This is a genomic window from Shewanella aquimarina (assembly GCF_023349185.1).
GTDB classification, from domain to species: Bacteria; Pseudomonadota; Gammaproteobacteria; order Enterobacterales; family Shewanellaceae; genus Shewanella; species Shewanella aquimarina.
Map to the genome: position 1 here is coordinate 134,918 of NZ_JAKIKY010000006.1, position 14,959 is coordinate 149,876.

Below are 14,959 nucleotides of genomic sequence, written 5' to 3' on the forward strand. Positions count from 1 at the left end.
AGATGCGTTTAACTGATTTAGAGATTGAAGCATGTCTGGACGATGGGTCTATTATCCTTGAGCCTCGTCCGAGCAATGATGCCATCAACGGTGTCAGCGTCGATATTAAACTCGGCGATCAGTTCCGCGTCTTTCAAGACCATACGGCGCCCTATATCGATCTCAGCGGTCCTAAGGCCGAGGTACAGGCGGCGCTAGACAGGGTGATGAGCGACAAGATAGTGATCCCGGAAGGGGAGGCGTTTTTCCTCCACCCGGGTGAGCTGGCGTTGGCGGTGACCCATGAGAGCCTGACCCTGCCTGCCGACATCGTTGGCTGGTTGGATGGTCGCTCCTCCCTGGCAAGGCTCGGGCTCATGGTGCATGTCACGGCTCATCGTATCGACCCAGGCTGGCAGGGAAAGATAGTGCTTGAGTTCTACAACAGCGGCAAGCTCCCCCTGGCCTTGAAGCCCATGATGACCATAGGTGCCCTCAACTTCGAGCGCCTAAGTTCGCCCGTGGCGCGCCCCTATAATCAGCGCGAGAGCGCTAAATATAGGGATCAGCAAGAAGCCCTTGCCAGCCGCATTAGCCAGGACAAGTGATGTCGAAGGCTATCTGGGTAAACGGTCAGCAAGAGGACAGTGTTTCGGCGTTCGATAGGGGACTCGCCTATGGCGACGGCCTGTTTGCCACCATGCGTTGCAGTGGCAATGAGGTGCGCTTCCTTGACAGTCAGCTGTCGCGTTTAGCCCAAGGCGCCGCCAGGTTAGGCTTGCCAACGCTAGATGACGACTCGCTGCGCCAACGGCTAGCCGAGGCTTGCGCGCAAGGTGCCAGTGCCTTTTCACAGGATTATTGCCTCAAGTTACTCATTAGTAGAGGCTGTGGTGGACGTGGATACCTACCGCCTGCTGCGCCAACGCTGACTGAGGTGATCTCACTTCACGAGCTCCCAAGTCACTATAGTGATTGGCAGACTCAGGGGATCAGGCTACAGATGAGTCAGGTAAGCCTGGCCCGGCAGCCGCTGCTTGCCGGCATCAAACATCTTAACCGTCTCGAGCAGGTGTTGATTCGCCGTCAATCACTGAGTGAGGGCTATGATGACTGGTTGGTCTGCGACACGGCCGGTAACATCATAGAGGCCTCCATGGCCAACCTCTTCTTTATAAAGGGCCGCACCATAGTTACGCCGAGTCTGGATCAGGCCGGGGTGGCTGGTGTGATGCGCGAGCAGTTGATGCTGTGGTTTGTTGAGGCAGGCTTTAATCTTGAAGTGCGCAGCGTCTTACCTCGCGAGCTAGCTCATTTTGACCACCTCTTGGCCAGTAATAGCCTGTTTGGTGCGGTCGCCGTGACGGGCATCGCAGAGCATAGCTTTAGCCACAGCCCACTGCTAGCCCAATTGCTGCACGATCTAAAACTAACTTTATGAAAAAAATGATCATAGGTGTGCTTGCCACACTCTTTACCTTACTTACCGTGAGTGCGATTGGCCTCTATTGGGTCTATCAGAGCGTGGTGAGCTACGGCCAGGCACAACTCAAGCTGGATGCGCCCGTCGAGTTTGAGTTGGCACGCGGCACCTCCTTTTCACAGATGGCCACCGCCTTGGCGCAAACCGGCGCTGTGGATGAGCTTTGGAAACTTAAGTTGCTGGTTAGGCTGCGCCCTGAGCTTGCCAAGATCCGCAGCGGACTATATCAACTCTCCCCCAACGACACTGTGGTGGAGCTACTCGAAAAGCTTCGTCAGGGCAAGGAGATGGTCTTTACCGTGACGCTCGTTGAAGGCCAGAGCATTAAAGAGTGGCGCGAGCAGCTCAAACAGTTACCGCGCCTGAAATGGCAGGATGAGGCCTTTATGCAGGTGCTGGAGGATAATGGCGATGAGTCTAAGCTGCCCGAGGGCAAGTTTTATCCCGACACTTACCACTATGGCAATGGTGATTCGGTTAAGGTGATCCTGCAGCAGAGCTATCAGAAAATGCAGCAGGAGCTAGATAGGGCCTGGCAAGAGCGCGATCAGAGCATCCCGCTCAAGAGCCCCTATGAGTTGCTGACCATGGCCTCGATCATCGAGAAAGAGACAGGCAAGGCCAGCGAGCGCCCCTGGATCTCGGCGGTCTTTACCAATAGGTTACGTAAGGGGATGCGTCTGCAGACAGATCCTACTGTGATCTATGGCATGGGAGAGCGTTATCAGGGCAACATTACCCGTAAAGATCTGCGCGAGCAGACCCCCTATAACACCTATCGCATTCATGGCCTGACGCCGACCCCCATTGCGGCCCCGAGCGGAGCATCCTTGATGGCGGCGGCGCGTCCGGCCGATGTCGACTACCTCTATTTCGTGTCGAAGAATGACGGCAGCCATATTTTTTCTAAAACATTAACCGAGCACAATCGTGCTGTAGACAAGTATCAGAGAAATCGATGAAGCAAAACAGCGCGAAATTTATCGTTATCGAAGGATTGGAAGGGGCGGGCAAGTCGAGTGCCATTGCCCTGGTAAGAGATTTTATCGAGAAGCATACCGGTCAGGCGCCCGTGTGTACCCGTGAGCCCGGAGGCACGCCTCTCGCCGAGCGAATTAGGGATCTGGTAAAGATTGCCGACCCTAGCGATCCCCTGTGTGATGAGTCTGAGTGTTTGCTCATCTATGCGGCCAGGGCGCAGCTGGTGGCTAACGTGATTAAACCAGCATTGGCTCAGGGCAACTGGGTGTTAGGCGATCGTCACAACCTCTCTTCTCTGGCTTATCAAGGTGGCGGACGTCAACTCATGCCTCTGGTCGAGGCGGTGAGTCAGGCGACACTAAAAGACTTTAAACCCGATCTGACCCTGTACTTAGATATCGATCCTCAACTTGGCTTGCAGCGCGCCCGAGACAGAGGCGAACTGGATAGAATCGAGCAGCAGGCACTGAGCTTTTTCGAGCGCGCCAGGGCAACTTACCTGCAACTGGCCGAGCAAGACGACACTATCAAAGTGATCGATGCCAGTCAGACCATGGCCGAGGTGCATAAAGAGATTCTGGCCGTGTTGCAGCAACAAGATTGGTCATAACAACGGCGGATTTGATGATGGAGCTACCTTGGTTAACGCCAGTTCGTGAATCTTTCTGTGGTCAGTTGATGACTGGTCAGCAGGGACATGCCTACCTCTTGGGGATCCACCAGGGCTATGGCGGCATGCAGCTGGCTGAAACCTTGGCCCAGGCCAGTCTGTGTATGTCGCCGACCCAAAGTGGTGGCTGCGGTGTCTGTAAGAGCTGTCAGCTGTTTATCGCAGGTAACCATCCAGATTGTTATTTCGTCGAGGCCGACGGCAATCAGATCAAGGTGGACCAAGTCAGGGAACTGTGCCAGAAATTGACAGCCACCGCCCAGCAGGGGGGCAGGCGGGTCGCCGTGATTAAGAACTGTGAGCGACTCAATACCGCGGCGGCCAATGCGCTACTCAAAACCCTGGAGGAGCCGGGCAAGGGGACGCTGCTGTTGCTGCAGAGTGATACCCCAAGCCGTTTGATGGCCACCATCAGCAGTCGTTGTCAGCGCCTGCATTGCCAGCTACCGAGCCGCGAAGCGGTGCAAGACTGGCTGGCTGCACAGTTTACTTTGAGCAGCGATGTGACCTGGTGTCTGCCGGTTGTCGGTGGGCCTGTGGATCTGCTTATTGCCTTAAATGATGGACGATACGAGGCCTTGATCGGTCTGAGAAAAGCCTGGGTGCAAAGTTTGTCGTCTGGGCACCTGTGTGCTAACTTAACTAATATAGATGAAAAGCAAGTTTCTGATGCACTTAAAGTTTTGTATGTTGTCTTGCGACAAAAACTGGTGAAGCAGAAAAATGCTGATGCATTAATTAACATCAAGATAACAAAATTTGCAGCCAAGGTCATGGACACGTATCATAGCCTGAGTATGATGCCTAATGTGAATTTTATGGCTGTTTTTCAGTCGTTTATCTTAGAGTATCAGTCGCTAACAACAAGTTAAAATAATATGGTCGATCTCGTGGTTAATTTTGATACATTACATCAGCTATATAGAGCCTACATGCCATTTATTCAGCCCGCGGGCCTGTTTGTGGCGACCACCGAAAGCCACTATCTAGGACAAGAGCTTACCATCGCCTATCAACTGCCGGGTTCGACCGTGCGTCATGAGTTTCAAGGCCTAGTGGTGTGGATCAACCCCCTGGGGGCATCGGGTGGGCGACCGGCAGGTATCGGGGTGAAGATCATTACCGATGCCTCAACCCATAAACATCATATTGAAAACCTACTTTCCCGTGAACTCGCCTCAGGCGATTTGACCTGCACCATGTAGATAGCTATCCTTTGCCTCCTTTTGTAGTGACTTAGGATTTTTGCGTGCTTATCGATTCCCATTGCCATCTCGATCGCCTTAAAGCGGCGCCCGATCAAGATTCGTTGAAAACATTGCTAGCCCAAGCCAAGGATCGCGGCGTGGAGTATTTCCTGTGCGTCAACGTGCGCCAGCAAGGTTTTGCGTCTATGCAGGCGAAAATGGCGGCGTTCGACCAGGTATTTCTGTCGGCGGGCGTGCATCCGCTGGATGTGCAGGAGGGGCTGGATACAAAGCAGCTGCACAGCTATCTGCGAGACCCTAAGGTGATCGCCATCGGTGAGACTGGCCTGGATTATTACTATTCGGGCGAGACTAAGGCGCTGCAACAGCAATGCTTCGAGCAGCAGATCGCCCTGGCGGTTGAGGTGGATAAGCCACTGATCGTTCATACCCGAGATGCCCGAGAAGATACCATCGCCATGCTTAAGGCCGGTCAAGCCGATAAGGTGGGGGGCGTGCTGCATTGCTTCACCGAAAACTGGGAGATGGCGAAGGCCGCCATAGACTTGGGTTTCTATATTTCAGTATCAGGCATAGTAACTTTTAAGAATGCCGGAGAGTTACGCTCGGTGATCCGCAAGGTGCCAAGAGACAGACTCTTAGTGGAAACCGATGCGCCTTATCTTGCGCCTGTGCCTCATCGCGGCGAAGAGAATCAACCTGCCTTTGTGAGGGATGTGGCGGAATTTGTTGCCGAGCTGCGTGGCGAGAAGTATGAAGAACTAGCTCAATATACAGGCGACAACTTCTTTAGGCTGTTTAAAGACGCGATCAAACTGGCCTAAGCTTAATGCCTTGCCGCTTTGGTAGTATTTAAAAGAAGAGTTAAAAAGCTAAGAGAAACAGACAAAAAAAGACCCAAAACTATTCCAATTGTTCTGGGTCTAGGGGAATGGCTCTTTGCAGAGCCGTGCGCTACTGTTTGAGATTGCCTCGAATTTGTCTCAGGCTTATAGTGTAGTCAAACTCCACCTCACTGCCGGGTTCGTCTAGGCAAATCTTAAATTAAAATGTAACAAAATGTTAATAAAAGCCACTCGCTCTAAATGGGTGGCTTTTGCTTAGATCTTCATCAATGCCCGCTTAATCCACTGCAATGGTAGAGGATGAGCAGATTTTATCCCGTACCAAGTCACGAGGCAGGCTGTTCTTGAGTTTATTGCCCAGGTGTTTCACTAGGCCTAAGTGAGCCCCCTGGTAGCTGACCAGCTGCTCGCCCTGAGGCTTCTCTTTTGTGGTTAATCCTATGTCCCGTCCCATCAGGTATTGAATCGCCTGAGCTTCATCAAGCCGGATCCCTCGTGACCTGTCGGCCAGTGCCATCACCGCCTCGTGTCTAGGTTTGAAGCCTTTCTTCAGAGCGTCGGCTAGCTTGACGCCGATGCGCTGAAAGCGAATCTTGCCGATGAGCGGCTCGACATTACTGGGGAACAACCAGTACTCATCGTCCCTCTGCATCAAGATTCCCTGGCCGTCGAGTTTGATGCCGAAACTCGTCTCGAAATAGTCGCAAAGGGCCTGGCGAGACTTCCTATCGATCGGGGTAAAGGGAAAGTTTTTCTGTTTGCGCGGCTCTTCTGTATTTCTGGGAACCTCTGCAAGCTTGGTCAGCTTGGCGATGAAGAAGCCTTCGCTGTCGAAGATCTGTGGCCAGATATGGAGGAAGCCTTCGTCGGTACAGGCTTTGTCGGCACCCGGGAAGAGGTCGGCAAGGGATTCAAACTGCACCGCGTCGCCATAGGTGGCCTTGAGGTGCAGGCAGACATCCTGATTCTCGCGGCGATTGAGGGTGCAGGTGGAATAGACCAGGCTGCCGCCCGGCTTGAGGGCGAGAAAGGCCGACTCGATCAGGTCGCGCTGCACGCTGGCAATGGCCTCTATCTCCTCGGCATCCCAATGTTTAAGGGCATCGGGGTCTTTGCGCACCGTGCCTTCACCGCCGCAGGGGGCGTCGAGCAGTATGGCATCGAAGCTCTCGAATAGATACTCGCCAAACACCCTGGCATCGAAGTGGGTGAGGGCGAGATTACTGGCACCCATGCGCTGCACATTGGCGTGTAGCACCTTGACCCGACTGGAGGAGTACTCGTTAGCAACCAACAAGCCTTGGTTGTTCATCATGGCGGCGAGTTGGGTGGTCTTAGACCCCGGCGCCGAGGCCATATCCAGCAGACTCAGGGAGACTGCATCCTCGATTGGGGCAGGAAATAAGGCTTTAGGTGGCAGCATGGAGCTGGCCTCCTGAATATAAAACAGCCCCTGAATATGCTCTACCGTGTTACCCAGCTGAATCGAGTCATCCACCTTGACCCAGAAGCCTTCCTCACACCAGGGGATAGGTTCAAACTGCCAGCCTTTGGCGCTCATCATGGCGATAAAGTCAGAGGTCGTTATCTTGAGGGTATTGACTCGAATGGAGGGGCGTAAAGGCTTGGCACAATAGCTTATAAATTCGTCCATCGAGAGATGATCCGGCATATCTTTCGCTATGCTATTGATAAAATTTTGATTTAGTTGAACCATAGGTAACAGAATAGAGATATCGTTAGTCGCCAGTATATCACATCCATTATCGGGCCTTGAGCAAAGCTTGGGGTGAAAGGAGTCTCGGGTGTTAAATCGCGTTTGGTTTGCCTTTTTTGTCGCCGCCTTAGTCGCTATTAGCATTAGTCTGTTTCAGGGGCAGTGGCAGATTTTATCTGCCGTGGTCGATGCCCTGTTTACCAGCGCTAAGTTGGCCGCCGAAATAGCCTTGGGGCTGATCGGCGTGCTTTCGCTATGGATGGGGCTGATGAGAGTGGGTGAGAAGGCTGGCGTTGTCGGCGTCTTTGCTCGTCTGTTCGAGCCTCTGCTCAGCCGTTTGATGCCCGAGGTGCCCCGGGGCCATCCCGCCTTTGGCAGCGTGACCATGAACCTGACGGCCAATGTGCTCGGGCTCGATAACGCCGCGACGCCGCTGGGGCTTAAGGCGATGCAAGATTTACAGAGCCTGAACCCGGTGAAGAGTGTGGCCACTAATGCCCAGATCCTCTTCTTGGTGCTGAATACCTCCTCGGTCACCTTAGTACCGGTGACCGTCTTCCTCTACCGCGCCCAACAAGGCGCAGAATCACCGGCGGATATCTTTCTGCCTATCTTGTTGGCTACCACGGCCTCGACGCTGGTGGGGGTATTGGTCGTGGCCATCTACCAGCGTATATCCTTACTCAATAGCGTCCTACTCGGTTATGGCGCCCTGATGCTGGCGGCGGTATCGGCCCTAGTATTTTATCTGGGGACCTTGACGGTAACAGCCATCGGCGAGTTTTCCACTGCCCTGGGTAACGGCATCTTGGTGCTGTTGATCTTCAGCTTTATCCTGGTGGCTGGACTGCGTAAGGTGGCTGTCTATGATGAGTTTGTCGGCGGCGCCAAAGATGGCTTTACCCAGGCGGTGCAGCTGATCCCCTATTTACTTGCCATGTTGCTGGCCATCGCCTTGCTGCGAGCCTCGGGCGCGCTCGATTATCTACTCGGCGTCATCGCTGCCTTGGTGAATCTGCTTGGCGGAGATACTCGGTTTGTCGATGCTTTGCCAACCGCCTTGATGAAACCCTTTAGCGGCTCAGGCGCTCGCGCCATGATGTTGGAGACGATGCAACACTACGGGGTCGATTCATTTGCCGGCCGCTTGGCGGCGGTGGTGCAGGGAAGTACTGAGACTACCTTCTATGTACTGGCCGTCTATTTCGGCGCCGTGGGGATCCGTAACGGCCGTCATGCCCTGGTATGTGGTTTGACTGCGGATCTTGCTGGGATCTGCGCCGCAATCTGGGTCTGCTATCAGTTTTATGGTTGATTGGTGCCGATAAGGACTCGTACATAGACAAGCATGGATAGGCGAGCATGGAGAGGTAAGCCATGGGTAGGAAAGCCATTGATAGGCAAGCTGCTATACAGGTAGCCAAACGTTAGTTCGAGCGATTAAGAAGTCACGTAAGCGTTCGCTTAGGGCGAGAAGCACTAAGCGTCGTATAAAGGCGATATTGAGAAAATCAGAAGCGATAGCTTACCGACAGCATAGGGCCGATAAAGCTGTAGTACAGGTTGTAGTCAGCCACATTGAGTTCATCGGCAATACCGTGTTTAAAGTCAACGTCGACCTTGTAGTAGTTAAAGGCCGCTGACATGTGCCAGTTCTTGGTGATCTCGGCTTCGACACCGGCGCGAATATCGACCAGGCTGCCCCTGATATCATCGAGTTTGATGTAGAAATACTGTGCGTGGGCGTTGAACTTGAAACCAGGGCTGAACTCATAGTCGCCATACAGGCCAACATCCGGCAAAGGCGCAGTAACCTCTTCATCGACAATTCTAGGCGTGGCGGTTTGAGCGCACTGTTGCAGCGTTTCGCCCTTGGCACAGACACCTATGTCACCGTCAAATGCTGTCTTGATAAACATGGCATGGATGCCCAGAGACAGTCCTAGGTTGAAGTTATTCCCCTGATAGAAGTTATAACCATAGCCAAGGCGTGCAATATCGATATTAAGCGTGGTCTCCAGACGGGCACCGGACTGAATGTCGTAAACCTGATCGTCTAGGGTGACCTGAAACGGTACGGTAAGTTTCTGTACTTCCGCATTACGGTGCAGCTGTTTCCAGTCGAAATAGATGCTGTGGCGCGAGTTGAAATGGTAGCTAGCCTCGAAGAATGGCAGAAACTGCGACTCTTCCAATGCTAAGTCTTCTTCGAAATCAAGCTTGAAATTATTACCCAGAACCGGATTGGTGACATCCATGCTGGAGTTAGAGTTTGAGTAGAAACCGCCGAGCTTTAGAACGATCTCGCTGGGCTCTACCGGTGCTGATACCGAATAGGAATTGGCAGCTCCTGCGGCAAAAACCGAAGAACTTAAGAGACCCAAGCTAAATATGGCGACCGACTTAATCACTAACTACAACCTCTATCAATTAATAATTATTATAAGTTATTGATTTATTTAGTAAGACGTTTTTACTACGCTACCATTCTAGCAGGATATTTAAAATTGTGAATGATTTGTATCAAAAAATGTCAGGGTTGCGGCATTTTTGTTGATATTGAGAGCTGAATTACACAAATAAAAAGGCTCCCGATAGTCTATCCAGAGCCTTATCATTCAGTCTTTGGCTGGTTAGAAAAACAGTGGCCAGAGGATAAGTAGCCAGGTGATGCCACATAGGGCTAACGCGATAAAGACCGCCGCCGAGGCGATATCTTTTGCCTGTCCGCTGAGGGGGTGGATCTCGTGGCCAATACGATCGACCACAGCCTCGATGGCCGAGTTAAGTAGCTCGACGATTAACACTATCATCAGCGTCATGATGAGCAGGATGCGTTCAACCATAGGCACGTCTACCAACAGGGCTATTGGTAGCATGAAGAGGACCAAGATTAACTCTTGGCGAAAGGCGGCCTCAGATTGCCAGGCGAGCTTAAGGCCCTGCATAGAGAAACCTGTCGCTCTGAAGATGCGTTTAATACCGTGGTTATTTTCCGGTTTCATAGGTGTCCATTTCTTTCGTTAGTATCGCGATAGAATCGCATTAGTATTGCATTTGTAATGCATTAGTATCGTTTTAGTCTCTCTGCTTGCCTTGCTCGGGCGCCGGCAGGCTAGCTACAAATTGCGCGCCAGTATAACACTCTAGTTACCACCATAACATCTGCATGAAGGGCTTTGAGCTAAACTTACCGCTTAGCTATCATCATGTTGCTCAAGGAGGAGCCTATGTTGTGTCACAACAGGTCTATAGCGGTCGGCAGTATCGTCTTGTTCCTGAGTTGGCTATCGTCAATGGCGGTGGCCGCCGAAATCAGCGAGTTGCCTAATATCGATAAACCCGATAAGTCAGCGAGCCCAACTAGCCCGACTAACCCGGCTAAGTCCCCCGGCACGGTAGGCTCCTTAGTTGTCGAGGCCAACCAGCTGAGCTCAAAACGTCCGAAGCTGACGCGCCGGCAACTGCCCGACCTGCAATTGGCCGGTAGCCTAGAGGCCGACCGGCCTATATCTGAGTATCTGGTGAGCGAAAAGTTCGATGGCGTCAGGGGACGCTGGACCGGCACACGTATGCTTACCCGCTCCGGTCAGCCTATTAACTTGCCTGCTTGGTTTACCAAAGGCTTTCCTACGGACCCCTTAGATGGTGAGCTGTGGATCGGCCGTCAGCAGTTTGAAGCCATCTCAGCCTTGGTGCGTGATAAAGATGCCGACCCGGCGCGTTGGCGCGCCGTTCAGTTTATGGTCTTCGACTATCCTGCCATAGATAGCCCCTTTGGCGAGCGTTACGCCTTAGCCGTCAAGCGTTATGCTAACCTGTCGCCGTTTTTGCAAATTATTCCCCAGTGGCACATTCAAGATAGGCAGAGGTTGAATGCCGCGTTGGGCGAGTGGGTGGCCCAGGGCGCCGAGGGTTTGATGCTACATCACCAAGATGCCCATTACTACGCCGGGCGTAATAGTGATTTGGTGAAGCTCAAGCGCTATCAAGATGCCGAAGCCAAGGTGATCGCCTATCTTGCGGGCAAAGGAAAATATCAGGGGATGATGGGCGCGTTGGAGGTCGAGACACCAGAAGGCATACGTTTTAAGCTGGGGACAGGTTTTACAGATGAGCAGCGTCGCCATCCTCCGGCCATTGGCAGCATGGTAACCTACAAGTATTATGGTCTGACCCATAATGGCGTGCCCAGATTTGCCAGCTTCTTACGGCAACGAGAGCCGCTTTAAAAAGCGAATAAAACATGTACGAAAAGGATAACTATGTCGAAGATCAACTCGTCGAAGATCAACTCAGTCCTGTTTGTCTGCCTTGGAAATATCTGCCGCTCACCGACGGCCGAGGCGGTGTTTAGAGGGCTGCTCAGCGAGCGCGGTTTGTCGATGGACTGCGATTCGGCGGGCACCTCTGGCTACCATGAGGGGGAGGAGCCTGACAGGCGTGCACGCTTGGCGGGCGAGCGCCGCGGGTTGGACTTTAGCGGCATTCGTGCCAGAGGGGTTAGAGATGAAGACTTTGAACGTTTCGATCTGATCCTGGCGGCCGACAGGGCTAACTTGCGTGAGTTGCGAGCGCGTTGTCCGGCTCAGCATCAGTCTAAGCTGACCTTGATGCTCTCTTTTCTAGGAGAGGGGGAGCGGGAGGTGCCAGATCCTTATTACGGTGGCGATGAAGGTTTCGAGCAGGTGTTGGATCTACTGCAACAGAACTGTGACAAGCTATTGGCGCAGATTGCGAAATAGGGGGCTTGGTTAAACCGCTTGCAACTGACCGTTATCTAAGTGTCATGTTGCAAGCGGCGAAGTGCTAACCGCTTATCTTAATCCGTTAGCCATGTCAGATAGCTATGCCAGATAGTTACGCCAAATAGCTATGGTTAATGATGAAGCGCTGAGTAGTTATGACGGGCTTAGTCGTTATGACGAACGCCCGAACGTTTGAGGCGCTCTGCCTCGATCTTCGCTTGTTTCTCAGCCTCTTTCTCGGCCAGGATACGCGCCACTTCCGCCTTCTCGGCTGCGGCCATCTCTGGTGTCTCCAGTGATAACTGGCCTATCTTACCCGAGCGGAACTCGTGCAGCAGTAGTTCAGAGGCCTTGTGCAGATCGATTCTGCCACCTGGTCGTAGGGCGCCGCGTTTACGGCCAATCGCCTCTAGCAGGCCGATATCATCATTCGGTAGCTCTTTCAGCTTATAACGCTCTAGCATGGCATCGGGATAGGCCTTGAGGAAATATTCGGCGGCAAACATGGCTACATCTTCATACTCCATCGCCGTGTCTTTAATGGCGCCCGTAACCGCCAGGCGATAGCCACTGGCCTCGTTGTCCACCTTTGGCCAGAGAATACCTGGGGTGTCGGACAGCACTATGCCATTCTTGAGGTTGATACGTTGCTGGGTCTTGGTGACGGCGGGCTCATTACCCGTCTTGGCGATGACTCTGCCAGCTAAGGTGTTGATAATGGTTGATTTTCCTACGTTAGGAATGCCCATGATCATGGTGCGGATATCTTTCTCTATCTTGTCACGGGCAGGTACCAGCTTACGGCAGAGTTCGGGGACCTTACGCACCTGCGCGGCCTGCAGCGTGGTGATGGCCATCGCCTTTACCCCTTGCTCCTGCTCCAGATACTCAATCCAGCGCTGGGTTACTTCAGGATCGGCCAGATCTGACTTGTTGAGCAGTTTGATACAGGGCCTGTCACCGCGCAAACTGGTGACCATAGGGTTTTCGCTGCTGTAGGGGATGCGGGCATCGAGCACCTCGATCACCAGATCGACCTGAGGCATCACCTCTGCTATCTCTTTGCGCGCCTTGTGCATATGGCCTGGAAACCACTGAATTGCCATCTCTGTACTCTGTCTCTGTGCAAATTTGGGGAGGGATTTTACCCTGATATGGCTTAAAAATCATAAATAAAAAGCGCCCACGGGCGCTTTTTATCTTAGTCGAAGCGGTTAGATAACCCCTAATTCTCTCAGACGCTCCATCAGATAGCTGTCGGCAGTGTAGCGCTCCGATAGGACCACCTCTGGCTTAGGATGTAGGAAGAGGGGCAGGGAGATACGCGAACGCGTCTTATCGGCGCCCTCTGGGTTGACCACTCTATGGGTAGTCGATGGGAAGTAGCCGCCTGAGGCTTCCTGCAGCATGTCACCTATGTTGATGATCAGGTTGCCGAAATCGCTTGGTACGTCTAACCACTCGCCCGATTTGGCTTTCACCTGAAGGCCTGGTTCATTAGCGGCCGGCAGTACGGTGAGCAGGTTGATATCTTCGTGGGCGGCGGCGCGAATGGCACCTAGCTCCTCATCGCCCGACATTGGCGGGTAGTGAAGAATACGCAATAGTGTCTTTTGGCTGTTTTCGATCATTTTCGGCAGGGCGATAGAGTAGTTAACCGCCACTTCCGCCGGCGTATGGGCTTCCACCCAGCCAAGCAGCTCCTCGGCCAGGGCGTTGGCCTCTTGGTAGTAACGCAGTATGTTTTCCCTGAGCGAATCGGGAATGCGTCCCCAAGGGTAAACATGGTAATACTCTTTAATATCTTTAACCGTATGACCCTTAGCTGTTTCAGACACCTCAGCCGGGAAGAAACCATCATGGGTTTCCGGCTTAAACAGATAGTTCTGTTTCTCGTCGCTATTGAAGAAGGCCTGCCATTCTTCATAAATGGTATCGACTAAGGCCTTGTCGATTGGGTGATTTGAGAGTACGCCAAATCCTGTTTCGCGCAAAGATTCAACGAATCGCTTGGCGCTGTCTTGTGCACGGTAATCTATTGTTTCTAATTTCATATTTTGTTTTCTTGTTATTGAACCCCGCAGGCAGTGTACCCCTGGGATAGGCTTTGAGCAATTAGGTGTGACAAAAATCACGTTTTCATTGTTTTAGTACAAGAAGGGGATGGTTTGCCTCAGGTGTTTTCGTTATTAAAATCATTGGCTAGCTAACAAACAACAGATTATTAGTGTCAACACGTAATAACCTACCTTTTTACTGGGTCTTTTATCTGCTATTGTGAGAGTAGTGAGATCTTATTGGCCTGATGGGTCGTCTTAGCGGTACAGGAGTGCAAAGCCTTTAACTATGCGTGAGCTAACGGAATTTGAGCGGTTTGTGATTGAGAGTAAGGGCACGGAGCGGCCCTTTAGTGGCGAGTATAACCAGCACGATGCGCCAGGGGTCTATCATTGTAAGCGCTGTGATGCGCCTCTCTATCTGTCCGAACATAAGTTTAATGCCCATTGTGGATGGCCCGCCTTCGACGACGAGATCCCGGGGGCGGTCAAGCGCCTGCCCGATGCCGATGGTCACAGGGTTGAGATAGTGTGTCACCAGTGTGGCGCTCACCTAGGTCATGTGTTTGAAGGCGAGTATCTGACAGATAAGAATTTGCGCCACTGTGTCAATTCTGTCTCCATGGTATTTAAGGGTGAGACGAAGCAAATGAGTGATGACAGCCATATTCGCTGGGCCACCCTGGGTGGCGGTTGTTTCTGGTGCCTAGAGGCGGTATTTAGCCAGCTCAGAGGGGTGATCGCCGTGAAGTCTGGCTATTCCGGGGGCGATGCATCGAGCGCTAACTATCGTGCGGTGTGCGCCGGTGATACGGGTCATGCCGAGGTGGTACAGATAGAGTTCGATAGCCATATCATCAGCTTTGATGAGCTGTTAGAGGTCTTTTGGCGGAGCCATGATCCCACTACGCTCAATCGCCAGGGCAACGATGTCGGCACCCAATATCGCTCGGTGATTTTCGCCCATGACGATGAGCAGATTAAGACTGCCAGCCAGATGATCGCCAGATTGACCGAGGCGAAGGTTTTCGACAAGCCCATCGTCACCGAGCTGGTGGCACTGGAAAACTTCTATCCCGCGGAGCCCTATCATGATGCCTACTTCGAGCATAATGGTCAGCAGCCCTATTGCCAGATGGTGGTTAAACCAAAGGTGGATAAGATAAAGGCCCTGTTTAAGGAACGGCTCAAGTCGGGTGGGGGAGCATAAAAAAAGGCGCATCATGCGCCTTTTTTGTTGCTAACTTTAAGCTAGCTCCTAGGAGGTGAGC

16 protein-coding genes are annotated in these 14,959 nt (G+C 52.5%); 11 read left to right on the forward strand and 5 right to left on the reverse strand.

Annotated elements, in window-relative coordinates; translation table 11 throughout:
- Positions 1 to 2 precede the first annotated feature (2 nt).
- The 7 genes from dcd to L2731_RS09340 are packed head-to-tail and all read left to right on the forward strand — an operon-like array spanning position 3 to position 5,145.
- Positions 3 to 587: a dCTP deaminase gene (gene dcd / locus L2731_RS09310; protein WP_249252830.1), complete on the forward strand. Its 585-nt coding sequence runs from the start codon at positions 3 to 5 to the stop codon at positions 585 to 587.
- A complete protein-coding gene (gene pabC, locus L2731_RS09315) occupies positions 587 to 1,420 on the forward strand; it encodes an aminodeoxychorismate lyase (protein WP_249252831.1) in 834 nt (277 codons plus the stop codon). The genes dcd and pabC overlap by 1 nt, the downstream gene beginning before the upstream one ends.
- Complete coding sequence (gene mltG, locus L2731_RS09320; protein WP_249252832.1) at positions 1,417 to 2,424, forward strand: endolytic transglycosylase MltG; 1,008 nt, start codon at positions 1,417 to 1,419, stop codon at positions 2,422 to 2,424. Before pabC ends, mltG begins: the two co-directional genes overlap by 4 nt.
- Entirely contained in the window at positions 2,421 to 3,053 is a 633-nt protein-coding gene (gene tmk, locus L2731_RS09325; protein ID WP_249252834.1) for a dTMP kinase, read from the forward strand. Before mltG ends, tmk begins: the two co-directional genes overlap by 4 nt.
- Before the next feature lie 14 nt (positions 3,054 to 3,067).
- Positions 3,068 to 3,985, forward strand: a complete 918-nt coding sequence (gene holB, locus L2731_RS09330) for a DNA polymerase III subunit delta' (RefSeq protein ID WP_041511632.1) — start codon at positions 3,068 to 3,070, stop codon at positions 3,983 to 3,985.
- 6 nt (positions 3,986 to 3,991) lie between these two features.
- Positions 3,992 to 4,318, forward strand: a complete 327-nt coding sequence (locus tag L2731_RS09335) for a PilZ domain-containing protein (protein WP_041511631.1) — start codon at positions 3,992 to 3,994, stop codon at positions 4,316 to 4,318.
- A gap of 44 nt (positions 4,319 to 4,362) precedes the next feature.
- Positions 4,363 to 5,145, forward strand: coding sequence for a TatD family hydrolase (locus L2731_RS09340; RefSeq protein ID WP_249252835.1), 783 nt, complete (start codon positions 4,363 to 4,365; stop codon positions 5,143 to 5,145).
- 298 nt (positions 5,146 to 5,443) lie between these two features.
- On the opposite strand, the gene rsmF is transcribed toward L2731_RS09340, so the two are convergent.
- Positions 5,444 to 6,883 (reverse strand): 16S rRNA (cytosine(1407)-C(5))-methyltransferase RsmF, encoded by a 1,440-nt coding sequence (gene rsmF, locus L2731_RS09345; RefSeq protein WP_249252836.1) that lies wholly within the window; start codon positions 6,881 to 6,883, stop codon positions 5,444 to 5,446.
- Positions 6,884 to 6,971: 88 nt separating this feature from the next.
- Here rsmF and L2731_RS09350 point away from each other — a divergent pair, with 88 nt between their 5' ends.
- Positions 6,972 to 8,198, forward strand: a complete 1,227-nt coding sequence (locus tag L2731_RS09350; RefSeq protein ID WP_249252837.1) for a nucleoside recognition domain-containing protein — start codon at positions 6,972 to 6,974, stop codon at positions 8,196 to 8,198.
- Between the two features lie 196 nt (positions 8,199 to 8,394).
- Here the strand turns inward: L2731_RS09350 and L2731_RS09355 are convergent, their stop codons facing one another.
- Complete coding sequence (locus tag L2731_RS09355; protein WP_283165051.1) at positions 8,395 to 9,267, reverse strand: DUF481 domain-containing protein; 873 nt, start codon at positions 9,265 to 9,267, stop codon at positions 8,395 to 8,397.
- A 249-nt stretch (positions 9,268 to 9,516) separates the two neighbouring features.
- A complete protein-coding gene (locus L2731_RS09360) occupies positions 9,517 to 9,888 on the reverse strand; it encodes a diacylglycerol kinase (RefSeq protein WP_041511626.1) in 372 nt (123 codons plus the stop codon).
- Positions 9,889 to 10,113: 225 nt separating this feature from the next.
- Here L2731_RS09360 and L2731_RS09365 point away from each other — a divergent pair, with 225 nt between their 5' ends.
- Positions 10,114 to 11,115 carry a DNA ligase gene (locus L2731_RS09365; protein WP_249252839.1) on the forward strand — a complete coding sequence of 334 codons (1,002 nt, stop codon included), beginning with the start codon at positions 10,114 to 10,116 and terminating at the stop codon, positions 11,113 to 11,115.
- 33 nt (positions 11,116 to 11,148) lie between these two features.
- Complete coding sequence (locus L2731_RS09370; RefSeq protein WP_249252840.1) at positions 11,149 to 11,628, forward strand: low molecular weight protein-tyrosine-phosphatase; 480 nt, start codon at positions 11,149 to 11,151, stop codon at positions 11,626 to 11,628.
- Between the two features lie 167 nt (positions 11,629 to 11,795).
- Here the strand turns inward: L2731_RS09370 and ylqF are convergent, their stop codons facing one another.
- Complete coding sequence (gene ylqF, locus L2731_RS09375) at positions 11,796 to 12,737, reverse strand: ribosome biogenesis GTPase YlqF (RefSeq protein WP_041511624.1); 942 nt, start codon at positions 12,735 to 12,737, stop codon at positions 11,796 to 11,798.
- Positions 12,738 to 12,845: 108 nt separating this feature from the next.
- The gene (locus L2731_RS09380; protein WP_249252841.1) at positions 12,846 to 13,685 is read right to left on the reverse strand and encodes an isopenicillin N synthase family dioxygenase; all 840 of its coding nucleotides are present in this window, start codon (positions 13,683 to 13,685) and stop codon (positions 12,846 to 12,848) included.
- 292 nt (positions 13,686 to 13,977) lie between these two features.
- On the opposite strand from L2731_RS09380, the gene L2731_RS09385 reads away from it, so the two are divergent.
- Positions 13,978 to 14,898, forward strand: coding sequence for a bifunctional methionine sulfoxide reductase B/A protein (locus L2731_RS09385; protein ID WP_249252842.1), 921 nt, complete (start codon positions 13,978 to 13,980; stop codon positions 14,896 to 14,898).
- Positions 14,899 to 14,959: the final 61 nt, after the last annotated feature.